Consider the following 15,482-nt stretch of genomic DNA (forward strand, 5'->3'; position numbering starts at 1 on the left):
CCCCGCCAGCCAGCCGGCGCGGTCCGATCGCGCCAGCCGCATAGAAAGCGGATAAAAACCAGATAGACAACAGGCCCCCGCTCGGGTGCCTGTTTTTTTCGACCGCTCTTCTTCAACCCCTGGCGAATGCGAGCACTCCGAGCGCCGGATCGCAACTGACGCGGATCGTGTCCTTGGCGGCAAAACGGCCTTCGAGAATCGCCCGAGCCAGCGGGTTTTCGATCTGCTGCTGGATCGCCCGCTTCAGCGGCCGGGCGCCGAAAACCGGGTCGAAGCCGGCCTTGGCCAGTTCGAGCAAGGCCGACTCTTCGACCACCAAGCCCATCTCCATCTGCGCCAGCCGTTTTTCCAGATAGGCCAGCTGGATTTTGGCAATCCCGGCGATGTGCTGCTCGTCGAGGCTGTGGAAGACCACCACTTCGTCGATGCGGTTGACGAACTCGGGCCGGAAGTAGGTCTTGACCTCGGCCATCACCGCCAGCTTGATCAGACCGTAGTCGTCGCCCTGCATCTGCTGGATCATCTGGCTGCCCAGGTTGGAAGTCATCACGATCACGGTATTTTTGAAGTCGACCGTGCGCCCCTGACCATCGGTCATCCGCCCGTCGTCGAGCACCTGCAGCAGCACGTTGAAGACATCCGGGTGCGCCTTCTCGACCTCGTCGAGGAGGATCACGCTATACGGCTTCCGACGCACGGCCTCGGTCAGGTAGCCGCCCTCCTCATAACCGACGTAGCCCGGCGGCGCGCCGATCAGGCGGGCGACCGAGTGCTTCTCCATGAACTCGCTCATGTCGATGCGGATCAGGTGCTCCTCGGAGTCGAACAGGAACTCGGCCAGCGCCTTGCACAACTCGGTCTTGCCGACACCGGTCGGGCCAAGGAAAAGGAAGGAGCCGTAGGGCTTGTTCGGGTCGGCCAGACCGGCGCGCGAACGGCGGATGGCATCGGCAACCAGACGCACCGCCTCGTCCTGCCCGACTACGCGGTGATGCAGTTTGTCTTCCATCTTGAGCAGCTTGTCGCGCTCGCCCTGCATCATCTTGCTGACCGGGATACCGGTCGCGCGACTGACCACCTCGGCGATTTCCTCAGCGCCGACCTGGGTGCGCAGCAGCTGGTTTTTTGCCTTCGTCGCACCGTCGACCGTGTCTGCCGCCTTCAATTGCGCTTCCAGTTGCGGCAGTTTGCCGTATTGCAGTTCGGCCACCTTGTCGAGTTTGCCTTCGCGTTGCAGGCGGGCAATCTCGGCCTTCACGTGGTCGATTTCTTCCTTGATCTGCGCCGAACCCAGTACCGCCGACTTCTCGGCCTTCCAGACCTCTTCGAGATCGGAATACTCCTTGGTCAGGCGGGCGATTTCCTCCTCGATCAAGGCCAGCCGCTTCTGCGAGGCTTCGTCCTTCTCCTTCTTGACCGCTTCGCGTTCGATCTTGAGCTGAATGATGCGGCGGTCGAGCTTGTCCATCACCTCCGGCTTGGAGTCGATTTCCATCTTGATCCGGGCCGCCGCTTCGTCGATCAGGTCGATCGCCTTGTCGGGAAGGAAACGGTCGGTGATGTAGCGATGCGACAGTTCGGCGGCGGCGACAATCGCCGGATCGGTGATGTCGACCCCGTGGTGCAGTTCGTAACGTTCCTGCAGGCCGCGCAGGATGGCAATGGTCGATTCGACGGAGGGCTCATCAACCAGCACCTTCTGGAAGCGGCGTTCAAGCGCGGCATCCTTCTCGATGTATTTGCGGTATTCGTCGAGCGTAGTCGCGCCGATGCAGTGCAGTTCGCCGCGCGCCAGCGCCGGCTTGAGCATGTTGCCAGCGTCAATCGCACCCTCGGCCTTGCCGGCGCCGACCATGGTGTGGATTTCGTCGATGAAGAGGATGATCCGGCCCTCTTCCTGGGCAACCTCTTTCAGAACTGCCTTCAGCCGCTCCTCGAATTCGCCGCGATACTTGGCGCCGGCGAGCAGGCCGGCCATGTCGAGCACCAGCACCTTCTTGCCCTTGAGCGTTTCCGGCACCTCGTCATTGACAATGCGCTGGGCCAGGCCTTCGACGATGGCAGTCTTGCCCACCCCCGGCTCGCCGATCAGCACCGGGTTGTTCTTGGAACGACGCTGCAGAATCTGGATCGCGCGCCGGATTTCGTCGTCGCGGCCGATCACCGGGTCGAGCTTGCCTTGCGCCGCGCGTTCGGTCAGGTCGATACAGAATTTCTTCAGCGACTCGCGCTGCGCTTCGGCCTCCTGCGAATTCACCCCCTGGCCACCACGCACCGCGAGAATTGCCGCTTCCAGCGCCTTCTTCTGCAGTCCAGCCTGCTTGGCCAGGCGGCCGGTTTCCCCCTTGTCGTCGCAAACGGCGAGCAGGAACATCTCGCTGGCGATGAACTGGTCGCCACGCTTCTGCGCCTCCTTGTCGGTCAGGTTGAGCAGGTTGCCCAAATCGCGACCGATACTGACCTCGCCACCGTGCCCTTCAACCTTGGGCAGACGGCCTAACCCCTGTTCGAGATCGCGACGCAATGCCGGTACATTGACCCCGGCCCGGCCAAGCAGCGATACCGTGCCGCCGTCGTCCTGGTTGAGCAGGGCCAGCAGCAGATGCTGCGGCTCGATGAACTGCTGGTCGTTACCGATGGCCAAGCTCTGCGCATCGGCCAGAGCTTGCTGAAATTTGGTCGTAAGTTTGTCCAGTCGCATTGCGCAGGCCTCCATGAATAGTTCCGATAAATCATCAAGTAAGGCAGTTTTGTGGTTTTTCAAGCGTCGACCGTAAAAATCAGCCCGCCACCCTCCATAAGAACTAGTTAAACAACCAGACAAAAATGATAAAATTGTTTACGCATTACTTTAGTAATAGACAAGGTGATGACGTCGAAGAAATACGCCAGTATTCACCCAGGGGGGAGGAGAGCAATCATGGCAATGCAGAAAATGAGCTTGCGCGGCAAACTGACCGCAATGACCCTTGCCACCATCGTTGCTCTGGTGGCGCTTTTCGCGGTGCTGCTGATCAACGAAAGAAACCTGATGATGGAAGATCGTCAGGACAAGGTCAGAAACCTGGTTGAGGTGGCCCACAGCACGATTGGCCACTATGAGCAACTGGCGAAAAACGGCAGCCTTTCGGTCGAGGATGCAAAGAAAGCCGCGAAGGAAGCCCTGCGCCCGCTGCGCTACGACAAGACCGAATACTTCTGGATCAACGACCTCACCGACCTGATGGTCATGCATCCGATCAAGCCGGAACTTGACGGCAAGAAACTCGACCAACTGAAGGACAAGAACGGCAAGTTCCTGTTTGCCGAGTTCAACAAGGTGGTCAAATCGCAGGGAGCCGGCTTCGTTGACTACGTCTGGCCCAAGCCGGGCTCGGAAAATCCGGTTCCCAAACTGTCCTATGTCAAGGGTTTTGAACCCTGGGGCTGGGTCATCGGCACCGGCATCTACATCGACGATGTAGATGAAAAGTTCCGTGCCGATGCGATCAAGCTGCTGCTCTGGGGGCTGGCCATCGGCGGTTTCATTTCGATCTCGCTGCTGCTGGTCTCGCGCAACATCATCCGGACGCTTGGTGGCGACCCTGAAGTTGCCTCGGCCGTCACCCGCCGGATTGCCGCCGGCGACCTCGCCACCCCGGTCGATGGCGATCCGAACGACCGCGACAGCCTGCTCGGCAACATCCGCACGATGCAGGAAACCCTGCGCCACATGATCTCGACCATCACTGCCAATGCCAAGCAGGTCGCCGGTTCGGCCGACGAATTGCTGCGTGCTTCCGAACAGGTCGCCGACCGCGCCCGCCACCAGAGCGACGCAGCAGCCTCAATGGCTGCCGCCGTCGAGCAGATGGCAGTCAGCATTGACGTGGTCCGCGACAACGCCAATGAAGCGCATGCCCTGTCGCGCGAGGCCGGCTCGCTGTCGGAAGAAGGCGCCGCCGTGATCCACAATGCAGCCAACGAAATGCGCAAGATTTCCCAGGCAGTTCAGTCTTCGTCGAGCATTGTCGAAGACCTCGGCCACCAGTCAGACCAGATCACCTCGATCGTCAACACGATCAAGGAAATCGCCGATCAAACCAACCTGCTCGCCCTCAACGCTGCGATTGAAGCGGCACGCGCCGGCGAACAGGGCCGTGGCTTTGCCGTCGTCGCCGACGAGGTACGCAAGCTGGCCGAACGTACCGGCCTGTCGACCACCGAGATTGCCGAGATGGTCAACAAGATCCAGAGCGGCACCCGCAGTGCGGTCAGCAGCATGCAATCAGGAGTTGACCAGGTCGGCAGCGGTGTCGAACTGGCCAATCAGGCAGGCGAATCGATCACCCGCATCCGCGACGGCGCCCAGCGCGTGACCCAGATGGTGACCAGCATCTCCGATTCAATCGCCGAACAGAGTGCTGCCGGCAACCAGATTGCCCAGCAACTGGAAACAATTGCCCAGATGTCGGAAGAAAGTGCTACCGCAGTACGCAATACCGCCAACGCCGCACGCGACCTGCACACCTTGTCGGCTTCCCTGCACCAGGCGGTCTCGCAATTCCGCACCTGAAAGCCCTGCTGCTCCGCCAGGCCGGCTATTGCCGGCCTTTTTTTATGGCACATCAACGACCGCTTGCGAAATTCCTTGCATGCTGACTGCCATGACTGCCAGCACCTCCCTCCCCCTGCCGGAAGAATCGGTACCTCCCGAACCGACCGCAAATGTTGCCGGTAGCGGCGGACACATCCCTGGCAACAAGGGGATCTGGGTCGGCATCACTTGCGAATTCGTCGAATTCCTGGTCCTGTTCGTCGTTTACTTCGTCTCCCGCGCCCACTTTCCAGAGGCCTTCGAAGCCGGCAGTGAACGACTGTCCCGCGTTGCCGGCTCGGCGATCACGCTGCTGATGATCAGCAGCAGCTTCTGCCTCGCCTGCTCGGTCGCCTGCATCCGCGTCGATGCCCGCCGGCAATCCTTGTACTGGCTGCTGGCGGCGTTGGTTCTGGCGCTTGGCTACCCAGTGGCCAAAGTCCTCGAAATCCAGTGGAATCTGGCACATGGAATCGATGGCAATTCCGGGATCTTCTTTACCGTCTATTACTACCTGACCTTCAATCACCTGGTACACGCGATGTGGGGCGTACTCGGCATGCTCTGGGTCCTTGCCCGCCACCTGGCCGGCGGCTATAACGCCGAAGAACACAGCGGGCTGGAGGCACTGGCCAGTTACTGGCACGCTACCGACATCATCTGGCTGGTGATATTCCCCTTCTTTTACGTGTTGACATGAGCCCCACCGCTCCCAATCTCAAACCACTGGTGCGCACCTGGCTCGCCTTGTTCGCGTTGACCTTGCTCAGTCTCGCGCTGGGACACTGGCTACAAGGAGCGAACTGGCTGTCGTTACTGGTTGCTGCCATCATCTGGCTCAAAGGCGACCTGATTGCCCGCCACTTCCTTGAGTCTGCCCGTGCCACCCCGTTCATTGCCCGCCTGCTGCGCTATTTCATCGCCTTCACCCCCCTGGCGCTGATTTTTACTGCCTTTTTTGGCCGCGAATTCGCGCGTTGGGCCACTCTGTAATAACCGCCGGGCCACGGCAAAGAAACAAAATCAGCAAAAGCGGCAGCATCCTCTAACCGTGGGCCTGCGCATGGTATATTCTTCGAACGTATCCTGTCTTTTGATCGCCCACCATGCAAAATACTGCTCACCGCGCTTTCGGGCGTCTGGTCGCGATGGCTGCCCTGCTCTTCGCCACCCAGACGCCGATTCCCGTCCTGGCCCAAGAAGCCTCCGCCAACCCCGACTTGGGCAAGCCTTTCGCCACCGTCACCCGAATCAAGGGCGAGGTGACTGCCAGCGGCAAGCAAGGCGCGCCGCGCAAACTGAAGGAAGGCGCAGTCATTCTCGTTGGTGAAACAGTCAAAGCAGCACCGAACGGAGAGGCCGTACTTAAAACCAACGACGCCGGGATGATCGCGGTTCGCCCCGATGCCGAGTTCGTTCCCGAACGTTACGCAGCCGAAGGCAAGCCGACCGACCGGCAGGTGCTGCGCCTGGTCACTGGCTCATTGCGGGTGATCAGCGGCTGGATTTCACAAACCAACCGCAGCGAGCACAAGGTTGTCACCCCGTCGGCCACCATCGGCATTCGCGGCACCGACCATGAACCCTACGCACTGCCGGCCGAAAAAGCGAGCGAACAGTACGTTCAGGGCACCTACGACAAGGTCAATCGCGGTGGCACCACGCTGGAGGCCAGTGGCGGCAGCGTAGACATCGACCCCGGGAAGGTCGGTTTCGCCCGCGACCCGAAAGCCGGGAAGCGGACTCGCGCCCTGTTCACCATCCTGTTGCCTACCCTGCTCGACAAGGTCCCGGATTTTTACGTTCCCGGTGCATTCGATGCCGAGCTTGACCGCTATTCGGCCAGCCAGGAAAAGCAGCCGGCTCAACCGCCGCAGGTTAAAGGACCAGCCACCGCAGTCGCCAAGGCAGCCGCCGATGGCTGCAAGCCGCAGCAGCTCGGCGAACAGTGGCTGAAGCGCTTCGACAGCGCCCTGGCTGCCCGCGACAGCAAGTCGGTACTGGCGCTGTTTGCTGACGACGTCAAGGCCAGCGCCACCGTGCGCACCAATAACGGCGGCAGTGAAACGATCGATTTCAGCCGCGATGAAATGGTCAAGAGCACCCTTGAAGCCATTGCCAGCCTGCAGGATTACCAGCAGCGCCGCCTGTCGATCCAGGCCAAACTGGCCGCTGGTGAAAGCGAAGCCGCCTGCAAGCGGATCGAACTCAACTCGGTCGTGATCGAGCAAGGCAAGATGGGCAGCAAGCCGTACCGGATCGAAGCCACCGAAGACTACCTGCTCGAACTGCGCAATGGCGAATGGCTGGCCACCCGGGCCAGCACCAGCCAGCGCTGATCGGCACCGCACCAGCCAAAGCCGCCGTCCGCAAGGGCGGCGGCTTTTTTCTTGATCTGTCTCACCCGTCGTGCTTTGACGCCTGCGTATAATCGTCTGCCGATGGAGATACCCGAGTTTTCCCTGCCGCAACCCGCCCCCCTGACGCTGGCCGACCTGATTCGACATCAGGCGGCTCGACAGCCTGCGGCCCCGGCACTATTGCTGGCCAACCAAGGCTACAGCTACAGCCAACTGGCAACCGCCATTGGCGAACAGGCACAACGGGTTGCGGACTGCCGCATCTACCGAGCCACTGGCGACAACATCACGCTGGCCTGGGGAGCCTATGTCGCAAGCTGGCGGAATTTGCCTTTTTTTCCGGTTGACCGTGACATTTCATTACCACCAGTTCCCTCGCTCCCTTCCGACAGCGCACTGCTGATTGCTACCAGCGGTAGCGAAGGCGAGCCCAAGCAGGTTGTTCTCGGCAACCAGCAACTGCTCGCCGCAGCCAGCGCGGCCAATCAGCGCCTGCCGCTCGGGCCGGGCGACCTGTGGCTGGCCTGCCTGCCGCTACACCACATTGGCGGCCAAAGCATCCTCTGGCGAACTGCCACCGCCGGTGCCGGGCTCCTGCTCCACCCCGATTTTTCTCTACCGGAAGTCGTCGCAGCCTTGCAGCAACACCCGGTAACGCATCTCTCGCTGGTTCCGGCAATGCTGGCCAAGCTACTAGCCGCCGACTGCCGTCCTCCCGCCAGCCTGCGCCACGTGATCATCGGTGGCGCCGCTCTGGCGCCAGCCCTCTATCACCGCAGCTGTACCCTGGGCTGGCCACTGCACCCGAGCTACGGGATGAGCGAGACCGCTGCCCAGGTTGCGACCTGGACCCCTGCTGACGGCCCCTGGCAACCCGGCTTGGTCGGTCGACCACTGGCCGGCAGCGAGATCGCGATTGGCGAGGATGGCCGCATCCGTATCCGTAGCCCGCAACTGATGCTTGGCTACCTCGGACACTGCCGTGAAGAGAGCGGAATCGACGCTGCAGGCTGGCTGACCAGCGGGGATCTTGGCCACCTTGATAGTGCCGGCCGCCTCTTCGTTACTGGCCGAGCCGACGACATGCTGATCAGCGGCGGGCGGAATATCCACCCGCAGGAAATCGAGGCCTGCCTGACTGGTTTTCCCGGCCTTGTGGACATTGCCGTGACCGGCTTGCCCGATGCCATTTGGGGGGACCGGATTGTCGCACTGATCGTCGGCGATGCCGACGAAGCTCAACTTCTCGACCATGCCCGCCAGCGACTCCCCGGCGCAGCCCTGCCCCGCCGCCTGCTGCGTGTCAGCCACTTGCCGCGCAATGCGGCCGGCAAACTCAACCGGGCGGCGGTACGCGCCCTTGCCGCCAGTCAATGAGTGATTTTCGCCCGCTGTTGCAAGCCTGGCTGGACGAAGCCGCGAACGATGCCGCAATCGCAAGCTGGCAAGGGCAGCCTCCCGGCGACCGCCTGATCACGCTGCAACTCGAACTGGGAGACTACACCGGCAACTGGCTTGAATACCTCCCGGTCGAGCCCACCTATTTTTGCTACCAGGCCACCCCGGCCCACCGGGATTACCGACTTGGTCTCGGCCAGGCATGGCGTAGCGAAGCGAATGGCAACCGGCGCCTCGACGATCTTGCGAACAATCTGGCTGCCACCCGCAAAAACTGGCAAGGAACTCAGCCGGCCGAGTTGTTGCTGGCATTTCCTTTCCATGCCGGCGCCCAACCCGATGTCCCTGGGGCGGTCCTCGAATTGCCTGCGCTCTGGCTGATCGCCACAGGCGGTCGGGCTCGCGCCTGCTTCAGTTGCCGCCTGCGAGAATTCTCCAGTCAGCAGCAAGCCGTGCTCAAGCTACTGGCTGACGGCACACATCCCACACCGGAGCCGGTGGCATGCCCGGCCCAAATGCAGCCGATCAACGATTACGCCGCATGGGAGCAGCGCGTCCACCATGCCTTGCAGGCGATTGACAACGGACCGCTGAAAAAACTGGTTCTGGCCCGCGAAATCGAAGTCTGCAGCGAACAGCCCTTCGCCCCTGCCACCATCCTGCAACGCCTGCTCAACCAAGACGGCAGCGGGCTGACATACGCGCGAGGCACTGACCGACAGTGCTTTCTCGGCACCACGCCGGAAACCCTGGTCGCGCTCGATGCCGGGAAAATCACTGCAGACGCACTGGCCGGCACCGCCTGGCCCAACTCGCCGCACCTCGAAGACAGCAAGAACAGCCGCGAGCAACACTATGTCGTAACCGCTGTTGCTGCCGCACTGGCCCCCTGGTGCCAACCCGACAGCGTACAGATTGCCCCCCGGGAGAAGTGCCCGGCCGGGCAACTACAGCACTGGCGCAGCCGGGTCAGCGGACAGGCCCTGCCGACCACAACCCTACTGCAACTGGCTACCGCCCTGCACCCGACGCCAGCCGTCGGCGGTTTTCCGCCATTGGCCGCCTGGCGCTGGCTGGAAGCTGCCGGCGAGCAGCGTACCGCCTGGTATAGCGGCGGAATTGGCAGGATTGATGCCGCCGGCAACGGTCAGCTATGGGTTGCCCTGCGCTCGGCTCTGCTTGCCGGCGGCTGCGCCAGGCTGCAAGCCGGTGCCGGCATCGTCGCCGGCTCGGACGCACTGACCGAATACCGGGAAACCGAAGCCAAACTCGGCAGCATGCTGGCCGCGCTGCAACCCTGAAACAGAGCACCACCGCACTGCCGCCGGCCAATGAGTGGCTGTCATGTCCCGGTAATGATCGCGCAACAAAATACCGGCCTCTGGACATATACTCTGTCAGTTACCCGGAACCGTGCGTCATGAACCATCCCTACCTCCAGCCCCGCTTCCCGACCGCCCATTATCTCAACCGCGAACTGGGCATCCTCGCTTTCAACCGCCGCGTGATGGCGCAGGCCCAGGACGAACGGGTGCCGCTGCTTGAGCGGCTGCGCTTCCTGTGCATCGTCTCGAGCAACATGGACGAGTTTTTTGAAATCCGCATGGCCGGACTCAAGGAACAACTGAAAGCCCGCGCCTCGGTCGTCACCACCGATGGCAAAACGCCGCAAGAAGCCTACCGGATGGTCTCGGCCGAGGCCCATGCCATTGTCACCGAGCAATACCAGTACCTCAACGAAGTGATCCTGCCCGCACTCGACGCCGAAGGCATTCGCTTCCTGCGCCGCTCTGACTGGAACGAGGCCCAGCGCGAATGGATCCGCGACTACTTCCAGCGCGAAATGGTGCCGGTACTGACCCCGATCGGGCTCGACCCGTCGCATCCCTTCCCGCGCGTACTCAACAAGAGTCTCAATTTCGCCGTCGAACTCGAAGGCAAGGACGCCTTCGGCCGCGTCTCCGGTGCCGCCATCGTGCAGGCACCGCGCGTGCTGCCACGCGTTATCCGGCTACCGGAAGAACTCGCCGGCTGCCCCTACGGCTTCGTCTTCCTGTCATCGATCCTGCACGAATTTGTCGGCGAGCTATTCACCGGCATGACCGTGCTCGGCTGCTACCAGTTCCGCGCAACGCGCAACTCCGACCTGTTCGTCGACGAAGAAGAAGTCACCAACCTGCGCACCAAACTGCAGGGCGAACTGTCGCACCGCAACTTCGGCGATGCCGTGCGTCTTGAAGTTGCCGACAACTGCTCGCCGGCGATGACCGACTTCCTGCTTGCGCAATTCGGTCTGGAACACAGCGATCTCTACCGGGTCAATGGCCCGGTCAACCTGGTCCGCCTGATGCAGGTGCCAGACTGGGTCGACCGCCCCGACATGAAATTCAGCCCCTTTGTCGCCGGCTCGGCCAAGGGACTGACCAAGGGCAACAATATTTTCGACAGCATCCGCAAGCAGGACATCCTGCTCCACCACCCCTACCAATCGTTCGCCCCGGTCATCGAATTCCTGAACCAGGCGGCCAACGACCCCAACGTGGTCGCGATCAAGATGACCGTGTACCGCACCGGCACCGACTCGGTGCTGATGCAATCGCTGATTCGCGCCGCCCAGAGCGGCAAGGAAGTCACCGTCGTGGTCGAATTGATGGCCCGCTTCGACGAAGAGGCCAACATCGGCTGGGCAACCAAACTGGAAGAAGTCGGCGCCCATGTGGTCTATGGCGTCGTCGGCTACAAGACGCACGCCAAGGCCTTGCTGATCGTCCGCCGCGAGGAAGGCGGCCTCAAGTCCTACGCCCACCTCGGCACCGGCAACTACCATCCGCGTACCGCCCGCCTCTACTCCGATTTCGGCCTGCTCACCGCCAACGAAGAAATTACCCACGACGTTGCCGAAGTCTTCAAACAGCTGACCGGCCTAGGCAAGGCGCGGACGCTGAAGCACCTTTGGCAGGCACCGTTCACGCTGCAACCCAACGTCGTCGCAGCGATCCGCGCCGAAACCGAAGCCGCCAGAGCCGGGCAAAAAGCGCAGATCGTCGCCAAGATGAACTCGCTGCTCGAACCGGAAGTGATCAACGCCCTTTACGAAGCCTCGCAGGCTGGTGTCTCGGTCGACCTCATCGTACGCGGCGTCTGCGCGCTGCGTCCCGGCGTTCCCGGTCTCTCGGAAAACATCCGGGTCCGCTCGATCATCGGCCGCTTCCTCGAACACCACCGGGTGATGTACTTCTACGCCGGCGGCCAGGAAAAGGTCTACCTCTCCTCCGCCGACTGGATGGAACGCAATTTCTTCAAACGCATCGAACTCGGCTTCCCGGTCCTCGACCCCAAGCTGAAGAAGCGCGTGATCACCGAAGGCCTCAAGTTCTACCTCGCCGACAACCTGCAAAGCTGGGACATGAACGGCGAAGGCCACTACCAGCGCCGCCGCAACACCCGCAGCAAGCCGCACAGCGCCCAGAACGAACTGATGCTGACCCTGGGCGGCAGCTAAGCCCCAATCCGCCGAGCATCGGCAAAAACCCGCTTGTTCACGGTCAACCGTGGGAAAGCGGGTTTTTCTCCATTTAAGAAAACTCCTCGACCCAGAAGGCCGCAATCGCCAGCAACGCGATAATCCGCAAACTCGCCGTTGTAGCTCCCTCTCTCACCCCGGAAAGCTACAATCACTGCTGACATTGCTGCCAGCGCCGCCTGGGTTGTAGCTCCCTCTCTCACCCCGGAAAGCTACAATCCAGGCCATCGTCAATGCCGTGGCCGCGCACGTTGTAGCTCCCTCTCTCACCCCGGAAAGCTACAATCCGGGTCCGCCGGCGTCGTCGCCCTGTCGATGTTGTAGCTCCCTCTCTCACCCCGGAAAGCTACAATCTTTTCTGGAGACCTCCCAATGCCTGTCAAGGTTGTAGCTCCCTCTCTCACCCCGGAAAGCTACAATCGGTGCAAAAATACCTCCCTGCGGTGGGAGCGTTGTAGCTCCCTCTCTCACCCCGGAAAGCTACAATCCTGCAATCTGACTGGTATAACTACTTTTTCGTTGTAGCTCCCTCTCTCACCCCGGAAAGCTACAATCCACCCGGCGTCCATATGCTCCAGGAAGACGGTTGTAGCTCCCTCTCTCACCCCGGAAAGCTACAATCATCGACTCCCTTCCGTCCCGTAAGCGCACCGTTGTAGCTCCCTCTCTCACCCCGGAAAGCTACAATCTCACGAACTTTGCGATAACTAGGCGTCGTCGTTGTAGCTCCCTCTCTCACCCCGGAAAGCTACAATCTGCCGGTGTTCTGGTAGCCGAACGGATGCAGTTGTAGCTCCCTCTCTCACCCCGGAAAGCTACAATCACACCGACCTACTGATACTTACGCTTCCATGTTGTAGCTCCCTCTCTCACCCCGGAAAGCTACAATCCCATGCACCCCTCCACAGAGGTGCTAACGCGTTGTAGCTCCCTCTCTCACCCCGGAAAGCTACAATCCCAGCCTTGACGATAGATGCACGGCCGCAGGTTGTAGCTCCCTCTCTCACCCCGGAAAGCTACAATCATCGTCTCCAAGCTGACCGCCGATCCGGCCGTTGTAGCTCCCTCTCTCACCCCGGAAAGCTACAATCCTACCCGCGCCGGCACTTTCACGATGACCTGTTGTAGCTCCCTCTCTCACCCCGGAAAGCTACAATCCGCTCGATCTGCGTTACGCTGGCCACCGAGGTTGTAGCTCCCTCTCTCACCCCGGAAAGCTACAATCAGAACAGGCGTTCGCCTTCAACAGGTTCGCGTTGTAGCTCCCTCTCTCACCCCGGAAAGCTACAATCTTCGGTGGTCATCAATGCCTATTTTGCCAAGTTGTAGCTCCCTCTCTCACCCCGGAAAGCTACAATCGCGAGGGCATTGAGGTGGTCGCGGCGGCAGGTTGTAGCTCCCTCTCTCACCCCGGAAAGCTACAATCATTGTTATAACCATACGCGGTGCCGGAGCGGTTGTAGCTCCCTCTCTCACCCCGGAAAGCTACAATCCGCAACGAGCAAGGACGCCACGCATTCTAAGTTGTAGCTCCCTCTCTCACCCCGGAAAGCTACAATCAGCATGACCCAGCTGGATATATTCAATCACGTTGTAGCTCCCTCTCTCACCCCGGAAAGCTACAATCTTGCGGTGCGTGCGGTGCTTGCGGGGCGGTGTTGTAGCTCCCTCTCTCACCCCGGAAAGCTACAATCCCTGTAGCTGGACAGTCGAGAGCCCCTTATGTTGTAGCTCCCTCTCTCACCCCGGAAAGCTACAATCCTTTGAGCGAGCATCGACGAGGAATGAGCGGTTGTAGCTCCCTCTCTCACCCCGGAAAGCTACAATCGCCATCAAGCAAGGGGCTGCATGCCAAGGAGTTGTAGCTCCCTCTCTCACCCCGGAAAGCTACAATCACGTGATAGTGCGGAGCGCCGCGCTTCTGTGTTGTAGCTCCCTCTCTCACCCCGGAAAGCTACAATCACGACAGAAACAACCTCATAGGTTTTCCCGGTTGTAGCTCCCTCTCTCACCCCGGAAAGCTACAATCTCCTTCAGCATAAAATCCCGTCGCAGTTGGGTTGTAGCTCCCTCTCTCACCCCGGAAAGCTACAATCTTTACTTCGGTTTTGCCTTTTTGAACCTCGGTTGTAGCTCCCTCTCTCACCCCGGAAAGCTACAATCCCGGAACCCATTACACCGCAATAGCATTTGGTTGTAGCTCCCTCTCTCACCCCGGAAAGCTACAATCATTGCTCAACGATGCGCGGAACGTCTTGATGTTGTAGCTCCCTCTCTCACCCCGGAAAGCTACAATCGGGCGTGGCGCTTTGCCGATGGGCCATTGGTTGTAGCTCCCTCTCTCACCCCGGAAAGCTACAATCTCAAGTTCCATCGGCACAGGTTCGCGGGCTGTTGTAGCTCCCTCTCTCACCCCGGAAAGCTACAATCTTGTTCCGCGCAGGGGCGATGATACGATGAGTTGTAGCTCCCTCTCTCACCCCGGAAAGCTACAATCCAATGGCATTCCGCGCCTCGCTATGACGAGGTTGTAGCTCCCTCTCTCACCCCGGAAAGCTACAATCCTTGAGCGCAGCAATGGCGTCGCCGAAGTTGTTGTAGCTCCCTCTCTCACCCCGGAAAGCTACAATCCTGGCTGCCGAGATGGTCGGTAAAGACCTCGTTGTAGCTCCCTCTCTCACCCCGGAAAGCTACAATCTTGCAACAATCATCTTCGTAGGGCCACGTAGTTGTAGCTCCCTCTCTCACCCCGGAAAGCTACAATCCATTGTCCAAGCGGCCTGCCGCGACTTGCTGTTGTAGCTCCCTCTCTCACCCCGGAAAGCTACAATCTCATCAAGACCGATTTAAGAACAAGACAGAGTTGTAGCTCCCTCTCTCACCCCGGAAAGCTACAATCCAGGCCGGGAAGCTCAGAGGTCAGCGCCGCGTTGTAGCTCCCTCTCTCACCCCGGAAAGCTACAATCCCAGACATACGGGAACAGCCGATAAGGGTCGTTGTAGCTCCCTCTCTCACCCCGGAAAGCTACAATCTTCTGTTTCGTGAGGGCCGCTAGTTCCTCCGTTGTAGCTCCCTCTCTCACCCCGGAAAGCTACAATCTCAACAACGCGCGTCAGCTTTGCCAGTGTTGTTGTAGCTCCCTCTCTCACCCCGGAAAGCTACAATCCTCGCCCCTCTTCTGACTTTATGCCTAGCGGTTGTAGCTCCCTCTCTCACCCCGGAAAGCTACAATCCAGATCGCCGAGACTCTGGCTGCCGTCAATGTTGTAGCTCCCTCTCTCACCCCGGAAAGCTACAATCCCGCCCAGCTGCCGCTGCATCGCCAGCGAGGTTGTAGCTCCCTCTCTCACCCCGGAAAGCTACAATCGTATTGCCACGCACTTGCTTGTCTTCCCGTGTTGTAGCTCCCTCTCTCACCCCGGAAAGCTACAATCTTCGCTAGAACCCTCGCCATAGTACCTTACGTTGTAGCTCCCTCTCTCACCCCGGAAAGCTACAATTCTTGGTGCGGGACGACGAATGCAAGCGGGGTTGTAGCTCCCTCTCTCACCCCGGAAAGCTACAATCTCACCGACCCGAAATTCCCGCCCGGCGTAAGCTGGGCGGGAATTTTTTTGCCAAAAT

At 60.4% G+C, this 15,482-nt stretch carries 8 protein-coding genes and 1 CRISPR repeat array; of the genes, 7 read left to right on the forward strand and 1 reads right to left on the reverse strand.

All coding sequences use genetic code 11. From position 1 onward, the window contains the following. Nucleotides 1–112: 112 nt before the first annotated feature. Entirely contained in the window at nt 113–2,701 is a 2,589-nt protein-coding gene (clpB, locus tag VX159_RS09250) for an ATP-dependent chaperone ClpB (RefSeq protein WP_371322603.1), read from the reverse strand. A 219-nt stretch (nt 2,702–2,920) separates the two neighbouring features. On the opposite strand from clpB, the gene VX159_RS09255 reads away from it, so the two are divergent. From VX159_RS09255 to ppk1, 7 genes are all read left to right on the forward strand, one after another. Continuing rightward, a complete protein-coding gene (locus VX159_RS09255; RefSeq protein ID WP_371322604.1) occupies nt 2,921–4,555 on the forward strand; it encodes a methyl-accepting chemotaxis protein in 1,635 nt (544 codons plus the stop codon). Nucleotides 4,556–4,634: 79 nt separating this feature from the next. Then, nucleotides 4,635–5,276, forward strand: coding sequence for a cytochrome c oxidase subunit 3 family protein (locus VX159_RS09260; RefSeq protein ID WP_371322605.1), 642 nt, complete (start codon nt 4,635–4,637; stop codon nt 5,274–5,276). After that, a complete protein-coding gene (locus tag VX159_RS09265; protein ID WP_371322606.1) occupies nt 5,273–5,569 on the forward strand; it encodes a hypothetical protein in 297 nt (98 codons plus the stop codon). The genes VX159_RS09260 and VX159_RS09265 overlap by 4 nt, the downstream gene beginning before the upstream one ends. Before the next feature lie 113 nt (nt 5,570–5,682). Next, complete coding sequence (locus VX159_RS09270; RefSeq protein ID WP_371322607.1) at nt 5,683–6,915, forward strand: hypothetical protein; 1,233 nt, start codon at nt 5,683–5,685, stop codon at nt 6,913–6,915. A 102-nt stretch (nt 6,916–7,017) separates the two neighbouring features. Then, nucleotides 7,018–8,313 (forward strand): class I adenylate-forming enzyme family protein, encoded by a 1,296-nt coding sequence (locus VX159_RS09275; RefSeq protein WP_371322608.1) that lies wholly within the window; start codon nt 7,018–7,020, stop codon nt 8,311–8,313. Then, nucleotides 8,310–9,635 (forward strand): isochorismate synthase MenF, encoded by a 1,326-nt coding sequence (locus VX159_RS09280; RefSeq protein ID WP_371322609.1) that lies wholly within the window; start codon nt 8,310–8,312, stop codon nt 9,633–9,635. Before VX159_RS09275 ends, VX159_RS09280 begins: the two co-directional genes overlap by 4 nt. Nucleotides 9,636–9,754: 119 nt before the next feature. Continuing rightward, nucleotides 9,755–11,836 (forward strand): polyphosphate kinase 1, encoded by a 2,082-nt coding sequence (gene ppk1, locus VX159_RS09285; RefSeq protein WP_371322610.1) that lies wholly within the window; start codon nt 9,755–9,757, stop codon nt 11,834–11,836. Nucleotides 11,837–11,973: 137 nt separating this feature from the next. After that, a CRISPR array of direct repeats spans nt 11,974–15,425; the repeat unit is 37 nt; unit sequence GTTGTAGCTCCCTCTCTCACCCCGGAAAGCTACAATC. The last annotated feature ends 57 nt before the right edge of the window (nt 15,426–15,482 follow it).

It is taken from the genome of Dechloromonas sp. ZY10 (assembly GCF_041378895.1).
GTDB lineage: Bacteria > Pseudomonadota > Gammaproteobacteria > Burkholderiales > Rhodocyclaceae > Azonexus > Azonexus aquae.

Bases quoted from the DNA above. Each gene is read 5' to 3' on its own strand.
- ppk1 (WP_371322610.1), top strand. From the start codon at position 9,755: ATGAACCATCCCTACCTCCAGCCCCGCTTCCCGACCGCCCATTATCTC.
- VX159_RS09260 (WP_371322605.1), top strand. From the start codon at position 4,635: ATGCTGACTGCCATGACTGCCAGCACCTCCCTCCCCCTGCCGGAAGAA.
- VX159_RS09275 (WP_371322608.1), top strand. From the start codon at position 7,018: ATGGAGATACCCGAGTTTTCCCTGCCGCAACCCGCCCCCCTGACGCTG.
- VX159_RS09270 (WP_371322607.1), top strand. From the start codon at position 5,683: ATGCAAAATACTGCTCACCGCGCTTTCGGGCGTCTGGTCGCGATGGCT.
- clpB (WP_371322603.1), bottom strand. From the start codon at position 2,701: ATGCGACTGGACAAACTTACGACCAAATTTCAGCAAGCTCTGGCCGAT.
- VX159_RS09255 (WP_371322604.1), top strand. From the start codon at position 2,921: ATGGCAATGCAGAAAATGAGCTTGCGCGGCAAACTGACCGCAATGACC.
- VX159_RS09265 (WP_371322606.1), top strand. From the start codon at position 5,273: ATGAGCCCCACCGCTCCCAATCTCAAACCACTGGTGCGCACCTGGCTC.
- VX159_RS09280 (WP_371322609.1), top strand. From the start codon at position 8,310: ATGAGTGATTTTCGCCCGCTGTTGCAAGCCTGGCTGGACGAAGCCGCG.